This window comes from Actinomadura pelletieri DSM 43383 (genome assembly GCF_003634705.1).
Lineage (GTDB): Bacteria > Actinomycetota > Actinomycetes > Streptosporangiales > Streptosporangiaceae > Spirillospora > Spirillospora pelletieri.
The window spans coordinates 85,084-100,682 of record NZ_RBWU01000007.1; the positions used below are offsets into that span (position 1 = coordinate 85,084).

Annotated in this window: 12 protein-coding genes; 6 read left to right on the forward strand and 6 right to left on the reverse strand. The window is 73.1% G+C overall.

What is annotated here, in order from left to right:
* Positions 1-150 precede the first annotated feature (150 nt).
* A complete protein-coding gene (locus tag BZB76_RS28645; protein WP_211343239.1) occupies positions 151-1,176 on the forward strand; it encodes a LysR family transcriptional regulator in 1,026 nt (341 codons plus the stop codon).
* 103 nt (positions 1,177-1,279) lie between these two features.
* Positions 1,280-2,497, forward strand: coding sequence for a PP2C family protein-serine/threonine phosphatase (locus BZB76_RS28650; protein ID WP_211343240.1), 1,218 nt, complete (start codon positions 1,280-1,282; stop codon positions 2,495-2,497).
* A gap of 59 nt (positions 2,498-2,556) precedes the next feature.
* Here BZB76_RS28650 and BZB76_RS34360 read toward each other — a convergent pair whose 3' ends face one another.
* Complete coding sequence (locus BZB76_RS34360) at positions 2,557-2,877, reverse strand: hypothetical protein (protein ID WP_147449587.1); 321 nt, start codon at positions 2,875-2,877, stop codon at positions 2,557-2,559.
* 470 nt (positions 2,878-3,347) lie between these two features.
* Positions 3,348-4,271, reverse strand: a complete 924-nt coding sequence (locus tag BZB76_RS28660; RefSeq protein WP_121437568.1) for a carbohydrate kinase family protein — start codon at positions 4,269-4,271, stop codon at positions 3,348-3,350.
* Between the two features lie 168 nt (positions 4,272-4,439).
* Here BZB76_RS28660 and BZB76_RS28665 point away from each other — a divergent pair, with 168 nt between their 5' ends.
* The 4 genes from BZB76_RS28665 (at position 4,440) to BZB76_RS28685 (ending at position 10,523) form a co-directional block, all read left to right on the forward strand.
* Entirely contained in the window at positions 4,440-6,893 is a 2,454-nt protein-coding gene (locus BZB76_RS28665) for a bifunctional acetate--CoA ligase family protein/GNAT family N-acetyltransferase (protein ID WP_121437569.1), read from the forward strand.
* A 1,007-nt stretch (positions 6,894-7,900) separates the two neighbouring features.
* Positions 7,901-8,482 carry a DUF5998 family protein gene (locus BZB76_RS28675; RefSeq protein ID WP_117404037.1) on the forward strand — a complete coding sequence of 194 codons (582 nt, stop codon included), beginning with the start codon at positions 7,901-7,903 and terminating at the stop codon, positions 8,480-8,482.
* 2 nt (positions 8,483-8,484) lie between these two features.
* On the forward strand, positions 8,485-9,621 hold the full coding sequence (locus BZB76_RS28680; protein WP_121437570.1) for an alkaline phosphatase family protein: 1,137 nt from the start codon (positions 8,485-8,487) through the stop codon (positions 9,619-9,621).
* Positions 9,622-9,692: 71 nt separating this feature from the next.
* Positions 9,693-10,523: a sulfurtransferase gene (locus BZB76_RS28685; protein ID WP_246007277.1), complete on the forward strand. Its 831-nt coding sequence runs from the start codon at positions 9,693-9,695 to the stop codon at positions 10,521-10,523.
* A 201-nt stretch (positions 10,524-10,724) separates the two neighbouring features.
* Here the strand turns inward: BZB76_RS28685 and BZB76_RS28690 are convergent, their stop codons facing one another.
* The 4 genes from BZB76_RS28690 to BZB76_RS28705 all read right to left on the reverse strand — a co-directional run bounded on the left by BZB76_RS28690 (position 10,725) and on the right by BZB76_RS28705 (position 15,518).
* Complete coding sequence (locus BZB76_RS28690; RefSeq protein ID WP_246007278.1) at positions 10,725-13,238, reverse strand: CHAT domain-containing protein; 2,514 nt, start codon at positions 13,236-13,238, stop codon at positions 10,725-10,727.
* A gap of 44 nt (positions 13,239-13,282) precedes the next feature.
* Positions 13,283-13,732, reverse strand: coding sequence for a hypothetical protein (locus tag BZB76_RS28695; protein ID WP_121437571.1), 450 nt, complete (start codon positions 13,730-13,732; stop codon positions 13,283-13,285).
* On the reverse strand, positions 13,729-14,256 hold the full coding sequence (locus tag BZB76_RS28700) for an RNA polymerase sigma factor (protein WP_121437572.1): 528 nt from the start codon (positions 14,254-14,256) through the stop codon (positions 13,729-13,731). Before BZB76_RS28700 ends, BZB76_RS28695 begins: the two co-directional genes overlap by 4 nt.
* Before the next feature lie 95 nt (positions 14,257-14,351).
* The gene (locus tag BZB76_RS28705; protein WP_121437573.1) at positions 14,352-15,518 is read right to left on the reverse strand and encodes a S8 family peptidase; all 1,167 of its coding nucleotides are present in this window, start codon (positions 15,516-15,518) and stop codon (positions 14,352-14,354) included.
* Between the last annotated feature and the right edge of the window lie 81 nt (positions 15,519-15,599).

Consider the following 15,599-nt stretch of genomic DNA (forward strand, 5'->3'; position numbering starts at 1 on the left):
GGAGAAAGTGTTCTAGAGGTTAGAAAACTCTGTCCAGCTGTTTGGTCGAACATCTTGAGATAAGTTCAGCGGGAAATGTCATCACTTCCCGTCAAAGTGACCGTTCGGCCATTTCGGCGGGCTCCGGAGCAGGTAGTAGGGTCCCCTTCCGTGTCATCGAACCTCGACGCACTCCTCGACTGCCCGTCCGGGCTGTTGGACATGACGTTCGACCAGCTGCGCACTCTGCTGGTCGTGCACGAGACGGGGTCCGCGCTGCGCGCCGCCCGGGTCATGGGGCGCGAGCAGTCGAGCGTCCAGAAGCAGCTCGACACCCTGAACCGCAACAGCCAGACGCTGTGCGGCGAGGTGCTGACCGTCCGGCAGGGGCGTGGCAAGGACTACCTGTTCACGCCGACCGGCGAGACGACGGTCGAGCTGGCGCGGACGACGTTCGAGAAATGGCTGGAGTCGATCCACTGGAGCCGGCGCCGTCTCGGCAGGATGCTCACCGTCGGCACCACCGAGTTCACGTTGCCGATCGTGTCGCGGGCGTGGAACCGCGTGTCGGAGGAGTTCCGGCAACGCGAGGTGGAGTTCAAGGTCGCCCACGTCCGGACCAAGGATCTGTGGTCGCGGCTGGAGACCCGGCAGGTCGATCTGATCTGCGGCAGCATCGTCAGCACGCCCGAGGGTGACCTGCGGCTGAAGGAGTACGAGGTCATCGAGTACGCCCGGGGGCAGGCGCTGTTGCTCACCAACCTGCCGGAGGCGGAATTGCCGAGCACGCCGGTCGAGACCAGCCGTCTCGGCGGGGTGCCGCTGGTGGTGCCGCCCGCCGGGCTGGTGGCCGACCTTCTCGCCACCTGGTACGGGCCTAACTTCCGGGAACGGCTCACGGTGGTCGCCGACATCGACGACGTGCACTACGGGCTGTCGCTGCTGCGCTCCGGGTTCGTCCGCGGCTGCATGATCGTCACCGGGTCGATCGGCCGGGGGATGGCCGCACAGGATGAACCGGACGCCGTTCCGCTCCGCACGATCTCCCTGCACGACGATCTGGAGCCCAGGGCCGAGCTCATGACCGGCGCCTTCGTCCGGCGGGCCGACCTCGAACGCTATGACGCGGCGCACCCCCTGAACCGGCTGTGGGACGCGGTGAGGGAGGACGTTCGCACCTATACGCCGCTCGCCTGAGCCGGTTTCGTTGAAGCGGTTCGACCTGCGACTGTACGATTGTCAGCGGTCTCAAGTGCGCCAACCGGTGCTAACCGGCACACATGGCGCATAGAGTCGTTAAGTGAGCAAAGCACCCGGCGCCCTGACGGACGTCCTTCAAAGGCTCGAGAACATCCGGGCGATCACCGACGAATCGTTCGCGGACATGGACGTCGACAAGTTTCTCGACACCCTGCTGGAACGCGTCCAGCAGGTGCTGGACGTGGACACCGCCGTTGTGCTGCTGCTCGACCGCCAGGCACGGTACCTCGTGGCCGCCTCGGCAAGGGGCATCGAGGAAGAGGTCAGCCAGGCCGTCCACGTTCCAGTGGGAGAAGGGTTCGCCGGGCGCATCGCCGCTGATAGGCGAGCGGTCGCCATCACCCGCATCACTGGCGAAGACGTGTACAGCCCCCTCCTGATCCAGCGGGGCCTGCGTTCTCTGCTCGGTGTCCCGCTTCTCGCCAGCGGCACGCTCGTGGGCGTCATGCACGTCGGAACGGTCCGTGAACGTCGGTTCACCGCGGAGGAGGTCGAGTTCCTGCAACTCGCGGCCGGGCAGGCCGCGCTGGCCGTCCAGTTCCTGCTCGGCCGGGCGGAACGCGCCGGGGCCCGGGAACTGCAACGGAGCCTGGTGCCGTCCGTGCCGTCGAGCGTGCCGGGCATCGAGGTTTCCGCCCGGTACCGTCCCGGCAAGGCCGACGTCGGCGGCGACTGGTACGACGTGTTCTCGCTTCCTTCCGGGGAGACGGGCGTCGTCATGGGCGATGTCGTCGGGCACGGGCTTTCGGCCGCCGTCGTGATGGGACGGATGCGCAGCGTCCTACGAGCCTATTCGTTGGACAGCGATGATCCCGCCGAGGTGCTGGGCAAGCTCGACCGCAAGTTCCGGCATTTCGAGCCCGAGGTGACGGCGACCGCGCTGTACGCGGTGTGCGAGTCCACGCCGGACCGGGTCCGGCTGTCCTCGGCGGGGCATCTGCCGCCGATTCTGGCGTTGCCGGGACAGTCGGCGCAGACGGTCGACATGAAGTCCGACGTGCTGATCGGCCTCGGCGAGGACGTCGCCCGCCACACCGCCGTCATCGAGTTCCCGCCGGGCGCCGTGCTGTGCTTCTACACCGACGGTCTGGTGGAGCGGCGGGACAGCGAGATCGACAGTGGGATCTCCCGGTTGTGCGACACCGTGTACGCCGGGCCGCCCGAGGCGGTCGGGGCCGCGGTCATGAGCGCGCTCGTCGGCCGCCTGTCGGCCGAGGACGACGTCGCGCTGCTGGTGCTGCGCCGGTCGCTCTCCTGAACCCGCCCGCCCGGACGGGCACCTGCCGCAGGTCGGTGTAGTGCTGTGGGTGGAGCCGGTCAGATCGGGGGCGGTTCTTCGGACCAGTTCGCTGATGGGACGGCCAGGCCCTGGAGGTGGGGGAGGACGCGGCCGACCTGGCGAAGTTCGGCGCGTCGGAGCGGTTCGCGGATCGTCTTGGGGGCGCGGCGTCCAGGCACGCGTTCACCCCGAACAACACGGTGAACGCCACGAACGCCGCCGTCGTCGCCCCCGGCGTTGAAACCGATCACCGGCGGGGACGCTACGACCGCGAGATACCAGCCGTGGTGGGCGGTGATTTGGTGGTCGAGGTCTAGGCGGGTGTGCGGCGGGTCGTCGCGGACGGGGCGTCCAGGCATGCGTTCACCTTGAACAATGCGGTGAACGCCACGAACGCCGTCGCCCCCCGGTGTTGAAGCCGATCACCGGCGGGGACGCTACGACCGCGAGATACCAGCCATGTTGGGCGGTGATTTGGTGGTCGACCCTTTAGGCGGGTGTGCGGCGGGTCGTCGCGGACGGGGCGTTCAGGCATGCGTTCACCTTGAACAATGCTGTGAACGCCACGAACGCCGTCGCCCCCGGGTGTTGAAACCGATCATCGGCGGGGATGCGATGGCCGTGAGGTACCAGCCGTGGTGGGCGGTGATTTGGTGGTCGACCCTTTAGGCGGGTGTGCGGCGGGTCGTCGCGGACGTCGCCGAGCCGGAGCGCGAACAGGCCGCAGATCAGCAGGGCGAGCGTGCCGGGGATCGCGGCGGCGTGTCCTGTTCGGCCAGGAGGCGCGCTGGAGCCGGACCGGCATCCTGGGCGCCGTTGACGGGCGGTGTTACTTGATCTGGTTGTCGACGACGTCGAGGGTGGGTCGGGCGCCCAGGTGCTGCATGGCTCGGGCGGCCAGGCGGCAGCCCGCGGTGAGGGCGTCGGCCGGCTGCTTTCCGTCCAGCCAGGGCGGGAGGAAGCCCGCGACGAACGCGTCACCCGCGCCGGTGCCGTCGACGATCTTCTCGACGGGTTCGGCGGCGACGGTGACGGGCTCGGGACGGCCGTTGGTGTACCAGAGGGCGCCGTCCGCGCCGCTCTTGATGACGACCTGCGGGTACCAGGCGGTGAGGACCTTCGCGGCCTGCTCGGGGGTGTCGCGGCCGGTGAGGATCTCGGCCTCCTTGGCGTTGACCACGAGAAGGCGGGCGCCCTGCGTCCACTCGAGGAAGGGCTCGGCGCCCATCCGCTTCAGCGGCGAGGACGAGCCGCCGTCCACCGACACCGACATCTGCGCCTTGCGGGCGAGGTCGAGGGTGTGGATGGCCGCCTTGCGGGAGCCCTCGTTGATCAGCGCGTAGCCGGACAGGTGCAGGTGCGTCCCGTGCGAGAACAGGTCCTTACAGCGTTCGATGTCCTCCGGCAGGAGCGCCGCGTTGGCGCCGGGGTCGGAGAGCATCGTCCGGTCGCCCTTGTGGGTGACCATCACCACGCAGGTGCCGGTGGGACGCTCCTGGTCCATGACGAGGCGGGCGTCGACGCCGTACCCCATCAGCTCCATGTCCCGGTTGCGGCCCGCGATGTCGGAACCACGTCGGCCGACGAAGGCGACGTCGACCCCTTCCACGGCGAGCCAGGCGGCCACGTTGGCGCCCGAGCCGCCCCCGTGGATCGTCACGGCGGCGGGCGTGTCGCTTCCCTTGGCGAGAGGAAAGGCGGCACGCGCCACGGTGTCTGTCATGAGATCGCCGACCACGACCACGCGCGTCATGGAGTCATCACCTCGATCAACACGGCCCGCGCGAGCGGCAATTCTGGGCGTGTGCTCGACCGTAACAGCTCCGGAGCCCCGATTAGGTCTCGAACGCGCAGCGATCCCCGAGGAAGCCCGGATTTTCCTCGCGCGGGGGCGGAGCGTCCGTGCCTTACTCTCGGGTACGTGACCGACCGTTACCCGGATCAATGGGAGGCCGACGTCGTCCTCAGTGACGGCGGAACGGCGCATCTGCGCCCCATCCGGCCCGCGGACGCCGAGCTCCTGCGCGACTTCCACGCGCGGCTGTCGCCCGAAACGATCTACTACCGGTTCTTCTCGCCGCGGCCGCGACTGTCGGATCGTGATGTCGAACACTTCACGACCGTCGACCACGATCGGCGAGTCGCGTTGATTGCCACGATTGCCACGGAAATGGTGGCGGTCGTCCGTTATGACCGGCTCAATGATCGGCCGGAGACGGCGGAGGTGGCGTTCCTGGTGGAGGACGCGCACCAGGGCCGCGGGCTGGGGCCGGTACTGCTGGAGCACATCGCCGCGGCGGCGCGGGAGCGAGGGGTGCGCCGGTTCGTCGCGAGCGTCCTGCCCGACAACCGCCGGATGACTCGGGTGTTCCGGGAGGCGGGATACCGGGCGGAGCAACGGTTCGAGGAGGGCGTGATCGAACTCGTCCTGGATCTGGAGCCGACCGAGACGTCGATGGAAGTGATGGCGGCCCGTGAGCACCGGGCCGAGTCGCGGTCGATCCAGCGGCTGCTGTTCCCCCGCTCGGTCGCCGTGATCGGGGCGAGCCGGGCCGAGCACAGCGTCGGGCAGACCGTGCTGCGGAACCTGCTCTCCGGAGACTTCACCGGGCCCGTCTACCCGGTGCACCCGACGGCGGTGGCGGTGGCGGGCGTGCGCGCCTACCCGTCGGTCCTGGACATCCCGGACGATGTGGACCTCGCCGTCGTCGCCGTGCGGGCCGACGCCGTCCACGAGGTCGTGCAGGAGTGCGCGAGCAAGGGCGTGCGCGGACTGATCGTCGTGTCGTCCGGCTTCGGGGAGATCGGGGACGACGGCCGCGCCCGGCAGGAGGAGCTGGTGCGACTCGCGCGCGCCTACGGGATGCGCGTGGTCGGCCCGAACTGCCTGGGGATCGCCAACACGGACGGGGACGTCCGGCTGAACGCGACCCTGGCGCCGACGATGCCCGGACGGGGGCCCGTCGGGTTCTTCTCACAGTCGGGCGCCCTGGGAATCGCGATCCTCCAGCGGACGGCCGAGCGCGGTCTGGGCCTGTCCACGTTCGTCTCCGCCGGGAACCGGGCCGACGTGTCGGGCAACGACCTCATGCAGTACTGGGAGGAGGATCCGGCGACCAAGGCCGTCCTGCTGTATCTGGAGTCGCTCGGCAACCCCCGCAAGTTCGCGCGGCTGGCGCGCAGGCTCGGCCGCCGCAAACCGATCGTGGCGGTCAAGAGCGGGCGCGGCACGCAGGGCGTCCCGCTCGGACACGCGGCGCGCGCCCTGACGCTGCCCGACCACGCCGTCAGCGCCCTGTTCGAGCAGGCCGGAGTGATCCGGGTCGAGGACCTGTCGGAGCTGTTCGACGTGGCCCAGATCCTGGCCTACCAGCCGCTTCCCAAGGGCGACCGGGTCGCGATCATCGACAACTCGAACTCCCTGGGACTGCTGGCGCAGGACGAGGCCGTGGCGCTCGGCCTCGACGTCCGGCCGCGCGTCGACCTCGGCCCGCGGGCGGACGCCGACGACTACGAGGCGGCGCTCGCCTCCACGCTGGAGGACGAGTCGGTCGACGCGGTGGTGGCGCTGTTCACTCCGCCGACGATCGGCGGCTACGACGTCCGCGTCCCGGAACGGATCGTGCGGCTGGCGTCCACGGCCGGCAAGCCGGTCGTGGCGACGTACCTCGGCACGGAGGGCATGCCGGTCGACCTTCGCGTGCCCGGACCGGACGGAACGGCGGCGGAGGGTTCGGTGCCGTCCTACCCCTCGCCGGAGGACGCCGTCCGGGCACTGGCGTACGTGATCCGGTACGCGCGCTGGAGGCGGCGGCCCACGGGCCGAGTGCCGGAACTCGACGGGGTGGATCGCGACCGGGCTCGCGCGCTCGTCGCCGACTGGCTCGGGGGAGGCGCGGACGGTCCGGTCGAGACCACGGCGGGGCAGGCGGCCGAGCTGCTGGCCTGCTACGGCATCGAAGTCGCCGGGGACGGGGACGCGGGCGGCGTACCGGTCCGCGTCCTGGTCAGGGAGGATCCGTCGTTCGGCGCGGTCGTCTCGTTCGGCGTCGCCGACGAGATCGCGGCCCTGCTCGACGACCGCGCCCACCGCCTGTCCCCGCTCGCCGACGTGGACGCCGCGGAGATGATCCGCGCCATCCGCACGGCGCCGCTGCTGCTCGGGCATCGCGGCGCGGAGCCGGTGAACCTGGCGGCCCTGGAGGAACTGCTGCTCCGCGCGTCCCGCCTCGGCTACGACCTGCCCGAGGTGGCGCGGCTCGAACTGAGCCCGATCATGGCGGACGCGTCGGGCGTCGCCGTCCGGCACGCGACACTGACCCTGGACAGACCCGTGGGCCCGCGCCCCGAACTGGAGCCACGCCGACTCTCCTGATCCACCGACGACCGCCCGTGCGCCGGCCGTCTGCCAGGGACGCCGGGGACGGCGCCCCCACGGCTCCGAGGAGCCGACGCCGCGGGCGCGGCGGGCGACACATCCACGCGGCGCCGTTCCCCTCCTCATCACGTGGGGATCACCTGCGCCGAGCGGCGTGCCGCCCGCGACCGCGCGGCTCCGAAGAGCCGGCGCGGCGGCCGTCGTCCTCCCACGACGCCGGGATCACGGGCTTTCCTCTCCTCGTCCACGGTGGCGTGCCCGTGGCCGTGTGTGTGAGGAGTCGGCGTGGCGGTCGTTGTCCTCCCGCCGCGCCGGGATCACCGGCGTTCCCCTCCTCACCCACGACAGCGTGCTGAGCGCGTGCCGCTCGCGACCGCTCGGTTGCGAGGAGCCGATGCGGCGGCTGTCGTCCTCTGGCGACGCCGGGATCACCGGCTTTCCTCTCCTCGTCTGCGGTGGTGTGCCGGCGTGGCCGAGTGTGCGTGGACGGCGTCGCGGGTGTCGTCCCTCTACGGCGCCGGGATCACCGGTCTTCTGCTTCTTGGCCGCGGTGGTGTGCTCGGTGCGACCGTGTCGTTCAGCGCGGTGGTCCGGGTGGGCCCGGTGGGGCGGGTTCCGGGGTCGGCGGGATCGGGTCGGGTTCCGGGCCCGGCGGGACCGGATCAGGGTCGGGTGTCGGTGGGGACGGGTCGGGTGCGGGCCCCGGCGGTGTGGGCTCCGGCGGCGGTCCGGGCGGGACCGGTTCGGGGGACGGGCCAGGCGGCACGGGTCCAGGGGGCTGCGGCGCGGGGCCCGGGGACGGGCCGGGCGCCGGGTCGGTGGGCGGGACCAGCGGCCCCGGGGGCGGCGCCGGGTCCGGTGTGGGGGGCGGCACCGGCGGCGGCTTCGGAAGCGGCTTCTCGTCCATGCCGATCCCGTACCCGCGATGCGCCCGCGCTAGCGCCGATCAGGGTCCGATGGGCCACCGTGTGCGCGTCCGCCCCCGGACAGGGCAGGATGGGGCCATGAGGGAAACCCGAGCGACCGCCGGCGGTCTGCGCACGGCGATCGAGCGCAGCGGTTACTACCCGGATCTGGTCGCGGACGCGGTCGAGTCGGCCATCGGGGACGAGCCCGTCGTCGCCTACGTGGTCCACCACGAGGCGACGTTCGACCCCGCCATGGAGGTGCGGCGGCATGTGACGGTGCTGGTGCTGTCGGCGAGCCGGCTGCTGGTGTGCCACACCGACGAGCACCCGCCCGGCGAGGGCATGGCCCAACCGCACGCGTCCACCACCACCGAGGCCGTCAAGCTGGAACGCGTCCAGTCGGTCGCGGTGACGCGGGTCGTCCCGGACCCGGCGTCGTACGTGCCAGGGGTGCCGCCGACGGAGGTCGTGCTGACCATCGGCTGGGGCGCCATCGCCCATATCGACCTCGAGCCCGCGACGTGCGGCGACGAGAACTGCGAGGCCGACCACGGCTACACCGGCAGCGTCACGGCCGACGACCTGTCCCTGCGGGTCAGCGAGGCCGCCGACGGCGCGGACGCCGTCGGGCAGGTGCTGGCGTTCGCCGAGGAACTGTCCGCCGCGACGGCCCGATGACGATGACCGCGGCGGGTCCCGGCGGCCCCGAGCCGCCCGTCCCGCGGTACGGGGCGGGCGCGCTCGCCGACCTGCCGCCGTCGGTGCTGGCGTCGCTGGGCGTTTCCGGGGCGGTGAACGTCCTCGGCCTGCCGCCCGTGCCGCGCGTCTGCGTCCTGTTGATCGACGGGCTCGGCTGGGAGCAGTTGACGGCGCACCCGGACGAGGCGCCCTTTCTGAACGCGATGGACGGCGGCCCGATCACGTCCGGATTCCCGGCGACGACGGTCAGCAGTCTCGGCTCGCTCGGCACCGGCGCGCCGCCCGGCGAGCACGGGTTGCTCGGCGTCCAGGTCGCGATCCCCGGCACCGGCAGGCTGCTGAACTGCCTGCGCTGGCAGGACGGCTCCGTCGTTCCGGAGGAGTTCCAGCCCGTGCCGACCGTGTACGAGCGGGCCGCGGCGGACGGTGTCGAGACCGCCTATGTCGCGCTCCGCCAGTACAGCGGCACCGCGCTCAGCCGCGCCACCGCACGCGGCTCCCGGTACGTCGCCGCCCAGAGCCTCGGGCAACTCGTCGGACGCACCGAAGCGGCCCTCCGCCAGGGCGACCGCTCGTTCGTCACCGTGTACCACGCCGACCTCGACGCGACCGGGCACCGGTTCGGGACCGGCTCCGCCGACTGGCGGCACCAGCTGCGCTTCATGGACATGCTCGTCCAGGAGATCGCGGCCGTCCTGCCCCCCGGGTCGGCCCTGCACGTGACCGCCGACCACGGCATGGTCGACCCGACGGAACGCGTCGACGTCGACGCCGTGTCCGAACTGCGGGACGGCGTCGCGCTCCTCGGCGGCGACGCCCGCGCCCGGTACGTTTACAGCGAGCCCGGCGCCCACGCCGACGTCCTCGCCGTCTGGACGGAACTGCTCGGCGACCGCGCATGGGTCGTGTCCCGTGAGGAGGCCGTCGCGAACGGCTGGTTCGGGCCACTCGGACCGGGGATGCGGGAACGCGTCGGGGACGTGATCGCCGTCCCGCACGCGGATCTCGCGATCGTCGCGTCCGAGCGGGAACCGTGGCTGAATCGGATGGTCGGCATGCACGGCTCCCTCGTTCCGGCGGAACAACTCGTCCCGATGCTGACCACGTCCCGACCCTGAGAGCGCAGATGCCCGAGATGAAACCGGATTCGCCCCTCCCTAATCCGGGCGACGACGGTCAAACTGACCGTGTGCACCCTCTCATCGAAGTGCCCGCGCTGGACTCTCTGCTCCGGCGGCAGAAGCCCGTGGTCCTCCTCGACGTCCGATGGCATCTGGCCGGCCCCCCGGGGATCGAGTCCTACCGCAGAGGGCACCTGCCCGGCGCCGTGTTCGTCGACCTCGACCGGGACGTGGCCGGGCCGCCGGGGCCCGGCGGCCGCCATCCCCTGCCCGACGCCGTCGCCTTCGAGTCGGCCATGCGCCGCGCCGGAGTGTCGCAGGACGTCCTCGTCGTCGTCTACGACGACGCCGACTCCACGGCCGCGGCGCGCGTCTGGTGGTCGCTGCGGTACTTCGGGCACGACAAGGTCCGGGTCCTCGACGGCGGGTACCGCGCGTGGACGGAGGCGGGCCGTCCGGTGAGCGCCGAAGAACCGGAGGTCAAGCCGGGCGACTTCATCGCCAACCCGGGCCGGCTGCCCGTTCTGGACGCCGAGGGCGCCGCCGAACTCGCCACTGCCGGGGTCCTGCTCGACGCCCGCGCCGCCGAGCGGTACCGCGGCGACCAGGAGCCCGTCGATCCGGTCGCCGGGCACATCCCCGGCGCCCGCAACGCCCCCACCTCGGGCAACGTCGGCGTGGACGGCCGGTTCCTACCGAGCGAGCTGCTGCGCGAACGCTTCGCCAAACTCGGCGTGACGGACGCGGTCGACGTCGGCGCCTACTGCGGATCCGGGGTGACCGCCGCCCACGAGATCCTCGCCCTCCACCTCGCCGGAATTCCCGCCGCCCTCTATGTCGGCTCCTGGTCCAACTGGGTGACGGACCCGTCCAACCCGATCGCCACCGGCGACACCTGACCGACCGCATCGGCCCCGAGCCACGACGGACCGGTCGTGTCGCCCTCGGCAACGACTGGGCAACCTCGTCGCCGCCGGCGGCGATCGGCTGGCTGGCGTCGCCGCCGGTGACGGCTGACCGGCCGTGTCGCCCCCGGCGGCGGCTGGGTGGTCGTGGTGCCGGGGGGACGACGGACCAGGGTGCGTCCGCGCGCCGGTGGGTTAGCCCTCGCCCATGCACAGGAGCCCGAGGACGCCCGGTGGGCGGGGGACGGAGGCCAGTGCCCGGGCCGGGTCGTGTCCGGCGGAGAGCGCGGTGTGGAACCGGGACATGAACTCCGGTGTGGTCTCGTCCCGGACGGGTGTCACGCTGGCGATCACCGTGGCGGCGCCGAGGGCGAGGAGCACGCCGGCCATGCCGAGCACGGCGTCGCCCTCGTCGGCGCGGCCGATGTCGCAGGCGGACAGGACGATCACACGCGGTGGAACGGTCAGCTCGTCCAGGTCGTGCACCGTCAGGTGCCCGTCGGCGAGGCGCAGCCGCGAGAACAGGGCGTTGCCCTGCCGGAACTCGCCGTGGGCGGCGATGTGGGCGAGGGACGCGCCGTCCAGGGCGTCGAGGACGGTGTCCGCGCGGGCGTCCGGGCCGTCCAGGACGACGGCGTCCGGGTGCAGCTCCCGCAGGGCCGTGATCTCGCGTTCGGTGTGCTGGAGCCCCGGGCCCGCGACCAGGACGGTGTGCCCGTCCGCGGGTTCGATGGCGCGGGCGTGCAGCCAGGCCCCGGCGGACGGGACGATCGTGAACGCCCGCCCGGACAGCGACGGCAGCACCGCCCAGGGCAGCGCGTGCAGCACGCCGGTCGGGGCGATGACGAGGTCCCGGTCGCCGAGGTCGGCCCGCAGCGGGGCCAGCAGGCGGCCGTCGAGGCGGACGGCGGTGTCGTCGAGGGCCGACAGCGCGCGCGGGTCGTCGCCCTCGGCGAGGCGGCGCGCCGCATAGCGGACCAGGCCGATCTCCCGGGCGGCGGTCTCGTACGGGCCCAGGTGGTGGCGGCGCGGTACGCCGTCGACGACGGTCACGGCGTGCAGATCCGGGCCGATCGCGATCAGCTCGACGAGCGCGCGTTCGCCGAGCGCCGTGGCGATGTCGGCGAGCCCGGCGGGCCGCGGCGGGGCGGCGCCCGCCGGACGGCCGCGCGTCCGGGCCCGGACCTCCGCCTCCAGACCGGCCAGGTCCTGGGACAGCGCGGCTGAGGCGCCTCCCCGGGCCGTGCCCGCCGTGTGCTCGGTGCTGAGGACGCGGAGCGCGGTCAGCGTCGCCGCGCGCTCGGGGTCCTTCGGCGGACGGACGCGGGCCGGCCGCGCGATCGCCCGCCGCCGCTCCTCGACGGCGAGCAGTTCCCGCGCCGAGCGGGCCAGGTCGAGGCCGAGCCCGGCCAGCTCGGTGGCGAGTCCCGACGCGCGGGCCCTCAGGTCCAGCGCGCCGAGCGCCTCCGCGTGCTCCTCGGTCACCCGCAGCCCCGCCCCGACCGCGGCCAGGGCGCCGGTCCGGTCGGCGCGCGCGGCGCGTTCGAGGGCGACGGCGTGCCAGGCGGCGATCCGCGCGGACGCCGGGCCGCGCCACCGTCCGACCGACGACAGCAGATGCCCGGCCGGTCTGCCCAGGGCCAGCGCCACCCGAGCGGCGACGATCCGGGCCTCGTCGGCGGCGTCGGCCCAGCCGCCTTCCCGCAACCGGTCGGCCGTGGCCACGGCGGAGCGCAGCAGCACGGCCGAGCGTTCACCGGACGCCCATCGCGCCCGGAGCAGCACATGCTCGGCCAGCGGTATCCATCCGGTGCGTTCCTGCTCGGCGAACGCCGCCCGTGCGCGTTCGGCGGCGTCGGTGCACTGCTCTGGGTACCCGGCGGCCAGTTCGGCGTGGGCGAGCAGAAGGAAACCGTCCGCGATGTCGCATCGGTAGCCGTTCGCCGTCGCCGCGTCCAGGGCCGCGGTCAGGACAGGACGCGCCTCGCCCGGCAGACCCGCCATGATGAGGGTCTCCGCCTGATCGAGACGGCACTGCGCCAGGCGCTCACCGGTCAGGTGCGCCTCGGCCTCGGCGAACAGCCGAAGCGCGCGCGGGACGTCCCCACGCCGCGACACCGCGAACGCGAGGTTCCCCCGGGACATCGCCGTCTGGTGACGCAGCCCCGCCGCCTCGCCGACCGCGACCGCCTCCTCCAGCGCCGACTCCGCCCCGGCGACGTCACCGCGTAACGCGCGCGCGAGCCCCAGATTGGTGAGGAGCCCGTTGAGGACGGCCGGGTCGTGGCCTCGCCGCAGGCGCGGTAACGCCCCCGCGGCCACGGCGTGCGCCTCGTCCAGCCGTCCGGCCCTCGCCAGGGCGCACGCCTTGTTGGCGGCGAGCCGGTCGGCGTCCGCGCCGTCCAGCACGGTCTCCGCCTGCGCCGCGTGGGCCAGCGCCCCGGCGACGTCGCCACGGGCCGTGAGCAGCCCGACGAGGTTCATGCGCACCTGGGCGGCGGCGTACCCGTCCGACCGGGCCAGCGCGCGTTGGAGGAACACGACGCCCTCGTCGAGCCTCCCCAGCTCCTTCGCGGCGAGCCCGGCCACCCGCAGCGCGAGCACCCCGCCGCCCTCGTCGAGGAGGGCGCACGCCCGCGCCAACGCGGCGGCCGGGTCGACCGCCGCGAGGTGAAGGAGGGCGCGTTCGTCGACCGCGCCCTCCGGCACCCTGGAACGGTTCCCGCGGCGTCCCCACCGGAGGAACGCGCCCGTCACAGCCGGATCCAGCTGGTGACGATCGTCGTGCCGTCGTCCAGCCGGAAGGCGAGACTCACCAGGCCCGCGGGCACGCGCGGCACGCAGAACAGCCCGGCGTGCTCCGCGCGCGTCGTGATCTCCGCCCTCGGCAGGTCACGGTGCCGGACCTCGACGTGGGCGGGCATCGACGGGACGAGCCGTCCCATCAGCTCCCGGTCCCGGCCGTTCTCCGACACCTCGATCTCCACCGAACCGTCCGGGCACGCGAACGTCAGTACGCGGCTCGCCGCGCCACGGACCCCGGCCGCCGCCCGCGCGGACCGGTCGCGTTCCAGCTCCGCCAGCGTCGCGGACGGCGCCAGCCACGCGATCGACGCCCGGGCCGCCGCCAGCACGTCCGCCGGCACCGGATCGAGCACGGTGAACGCCTCGCGGACACCCGCCAGCAGTTCGTCGTCGTTCACTGGACGAGCCTCCTCAGCGCGTCCAGGCACCGCGCCCGGGTCGGTCCGACGCTGCCGACCGGAATGCCGAGCGCGGCGGCCAGTTCGGCCTGGCTCGACACGGCCGCGAACAGCCGCAGCAACGTCCGGCACCGCCGTGGCAGCGCACCGAGCGCCGCACCGACCCGGCCGACGCGGTCCCGGCCGATCACCACCCGCTCGGGGCTCGCCTCCGGAGCGCGCGGCGCGGGCACCACCGGCAGGTCGCGCCCCCGCAGGCGCACCAGCCGCAGGCTCTCGCGCCGCGCGGTCGTCGCCAGCCAGCATCCGGTGGCGGACGGGTCGCGCAGCCCGCCGATCCGCTCCACCAACCGCAGCCACGTGGTCTGCACCACGTCACCGGAGTCGGCGTCGTTCAACCCGTGCGAGCGGGCGATCGACCACAGCAACCCGCTGTACCGCTCCACCAGCCGGGCCCACGCGGCACCGTCGCCGTCGCGCGCCCGGACCACAAGCTCGCCCGTACCGTCGTCCTTATGGGCCACTGAAGTCTCCTCCCGAGGCCCCCCGCTGACGTTCACCCTAAGGCATAGCGCTGTCACTGCGCGTGGGCGGTCGCCGGTTCCCGGCCGCGCAATGCTCACGAGCCCACGACCACGCCGAGGTCCGGCAGGACGGGGCGCCCGGCCGGATCCAGGACGCGGTCGGCGGCGGTGACCGCGTCGACGTCCTCGGCCGCCGCGAGCCCGGCGATCCGTCCCGCGACGACCGGCGCCGCGAACGACGTTCCGCTCCAGGTCGCGTAGCCCTCGAACAGGTCGGGATCGACACCGTTCACGGGCGGGCGCGTCCCGTCGAACCGTACGAACGCGCTGGTCACGTCCACGCCCTGAGCGCACGCGTCCACCCACCAGCCGTGGTTGGAGAACGCGGCACGGTCGTCGCCGTCCAGCGCCGCCACACCGACCACGGGCTTCATCGCGGCCGGCCAGAACGGCCGGTCCGTCGCCGTGTTCCCGGCGCACGCCACCACGACGGTGCGGCGGCCGAGCGCCGCCATGGCCCGCGCCAGCAGCGGCGACGGACGGTCGTCGTAGGTGTGGCAGCCGAGCGAGAGGTTGACCACGTCGACGTCGCCCCGGCCCGCGAGCCACTCCAGCGCCCGGATCACCGTCAGTTCGTCGCCGACCCCGTCGCCACCGAGGACGCGGCGGGCCAGCAGCCGCGCCGACGGGGCGTGCCGCAGCACCACTCCCGCGATGAACGTGCCGTGACCGGCCTGCGCGTCCAGTTCGAAGTCCAGGTCGGCGTCCAGGACCTCCTCGACCTCGGCGCGCTGCTCCCGGTACCAGCCGGTGTCGGCGTACCAGGGGTGCGGCGACAGGCCGGTGTCGAGGATCGCGACCGTCACGTCCCGGCGCGACGCGGCCGCGGCCTTGGGGGCGGGCGGCGGCGAAGCCGGACGCGGCAGGTCCGCGGGGCCGCTCCACCACATCGGCTGCCCGTGGACGAGATGGTTCGGCGACACGCTCAACCGCCGGGACCCCCGTTCCGCGCCGAGTTCGGCGGCGAGCCCGCACACGTCCACCTTCGACCGGGCGCGCAGCCGCAACCGCGTGACACCGCGCTCGTCCTGCCGCGAGTCGCACCAGCGCCGCACGAACGTCTCGGCGACGCCGGCGTCCGGCCCGGCGACCAGGATCTCATCCCGCCGGATCAGCGCCGGACGCCCCGGCACGGGCTCCACCACGACCGCGTCCGGGTGCCGCGCCAGGACCCGCTCCAACCGCGCCTGTTGATCGAACATCCGTCCTCGCTTCCGTCACCTGCCCGGCCCCGCACACATCGTGCACGTTCGACGACGCCTTGTGACCGGAAACGGTCGTGC

What these genes read in the sequence shown, in the direction of transcription:
- BZB76_RS28680 (WP_121437570.1), top strand. Translation starts at nt 8,485, where the DNA reads ATGACCGCGGCGGGTCCCGGCGGCCCCGAGCCGCCCGTCCCGCGGTAC.
- BZB76_RS28705 (WP_121437573.1), bottom strand. Translation starts at nt 15,518, where the DNA reads ATGTTCGATCAACAGGCGCGGTTGGAGCGGGTCCTGGCGCGGCACCCG.
- BZB76_RS28675 (WP_117404037.1), top strand. Translation starts at nt 7,901, where the DNA reads ATGAGGGAAACCCGAGCGACCGCCGGCGGTCTGCGCACGGCGATCGAG.
- BZB76_RS34360 (WP_147449587.1), bottom strand. Translation starts at nt 2,877, where the DNA reads ATGCCTGGACGCCCCGTCCGCGACGACCCGCCGCACACCCGCCTAGAC.
- BZB76_RS28660 (WP_121437568.1), bottom strand. Translation starts at nt 4,271, where the DNA reads ATGACGCGCGTGGTCGTGGTCGGCGATCTCATGACAGACACCGTGGCG.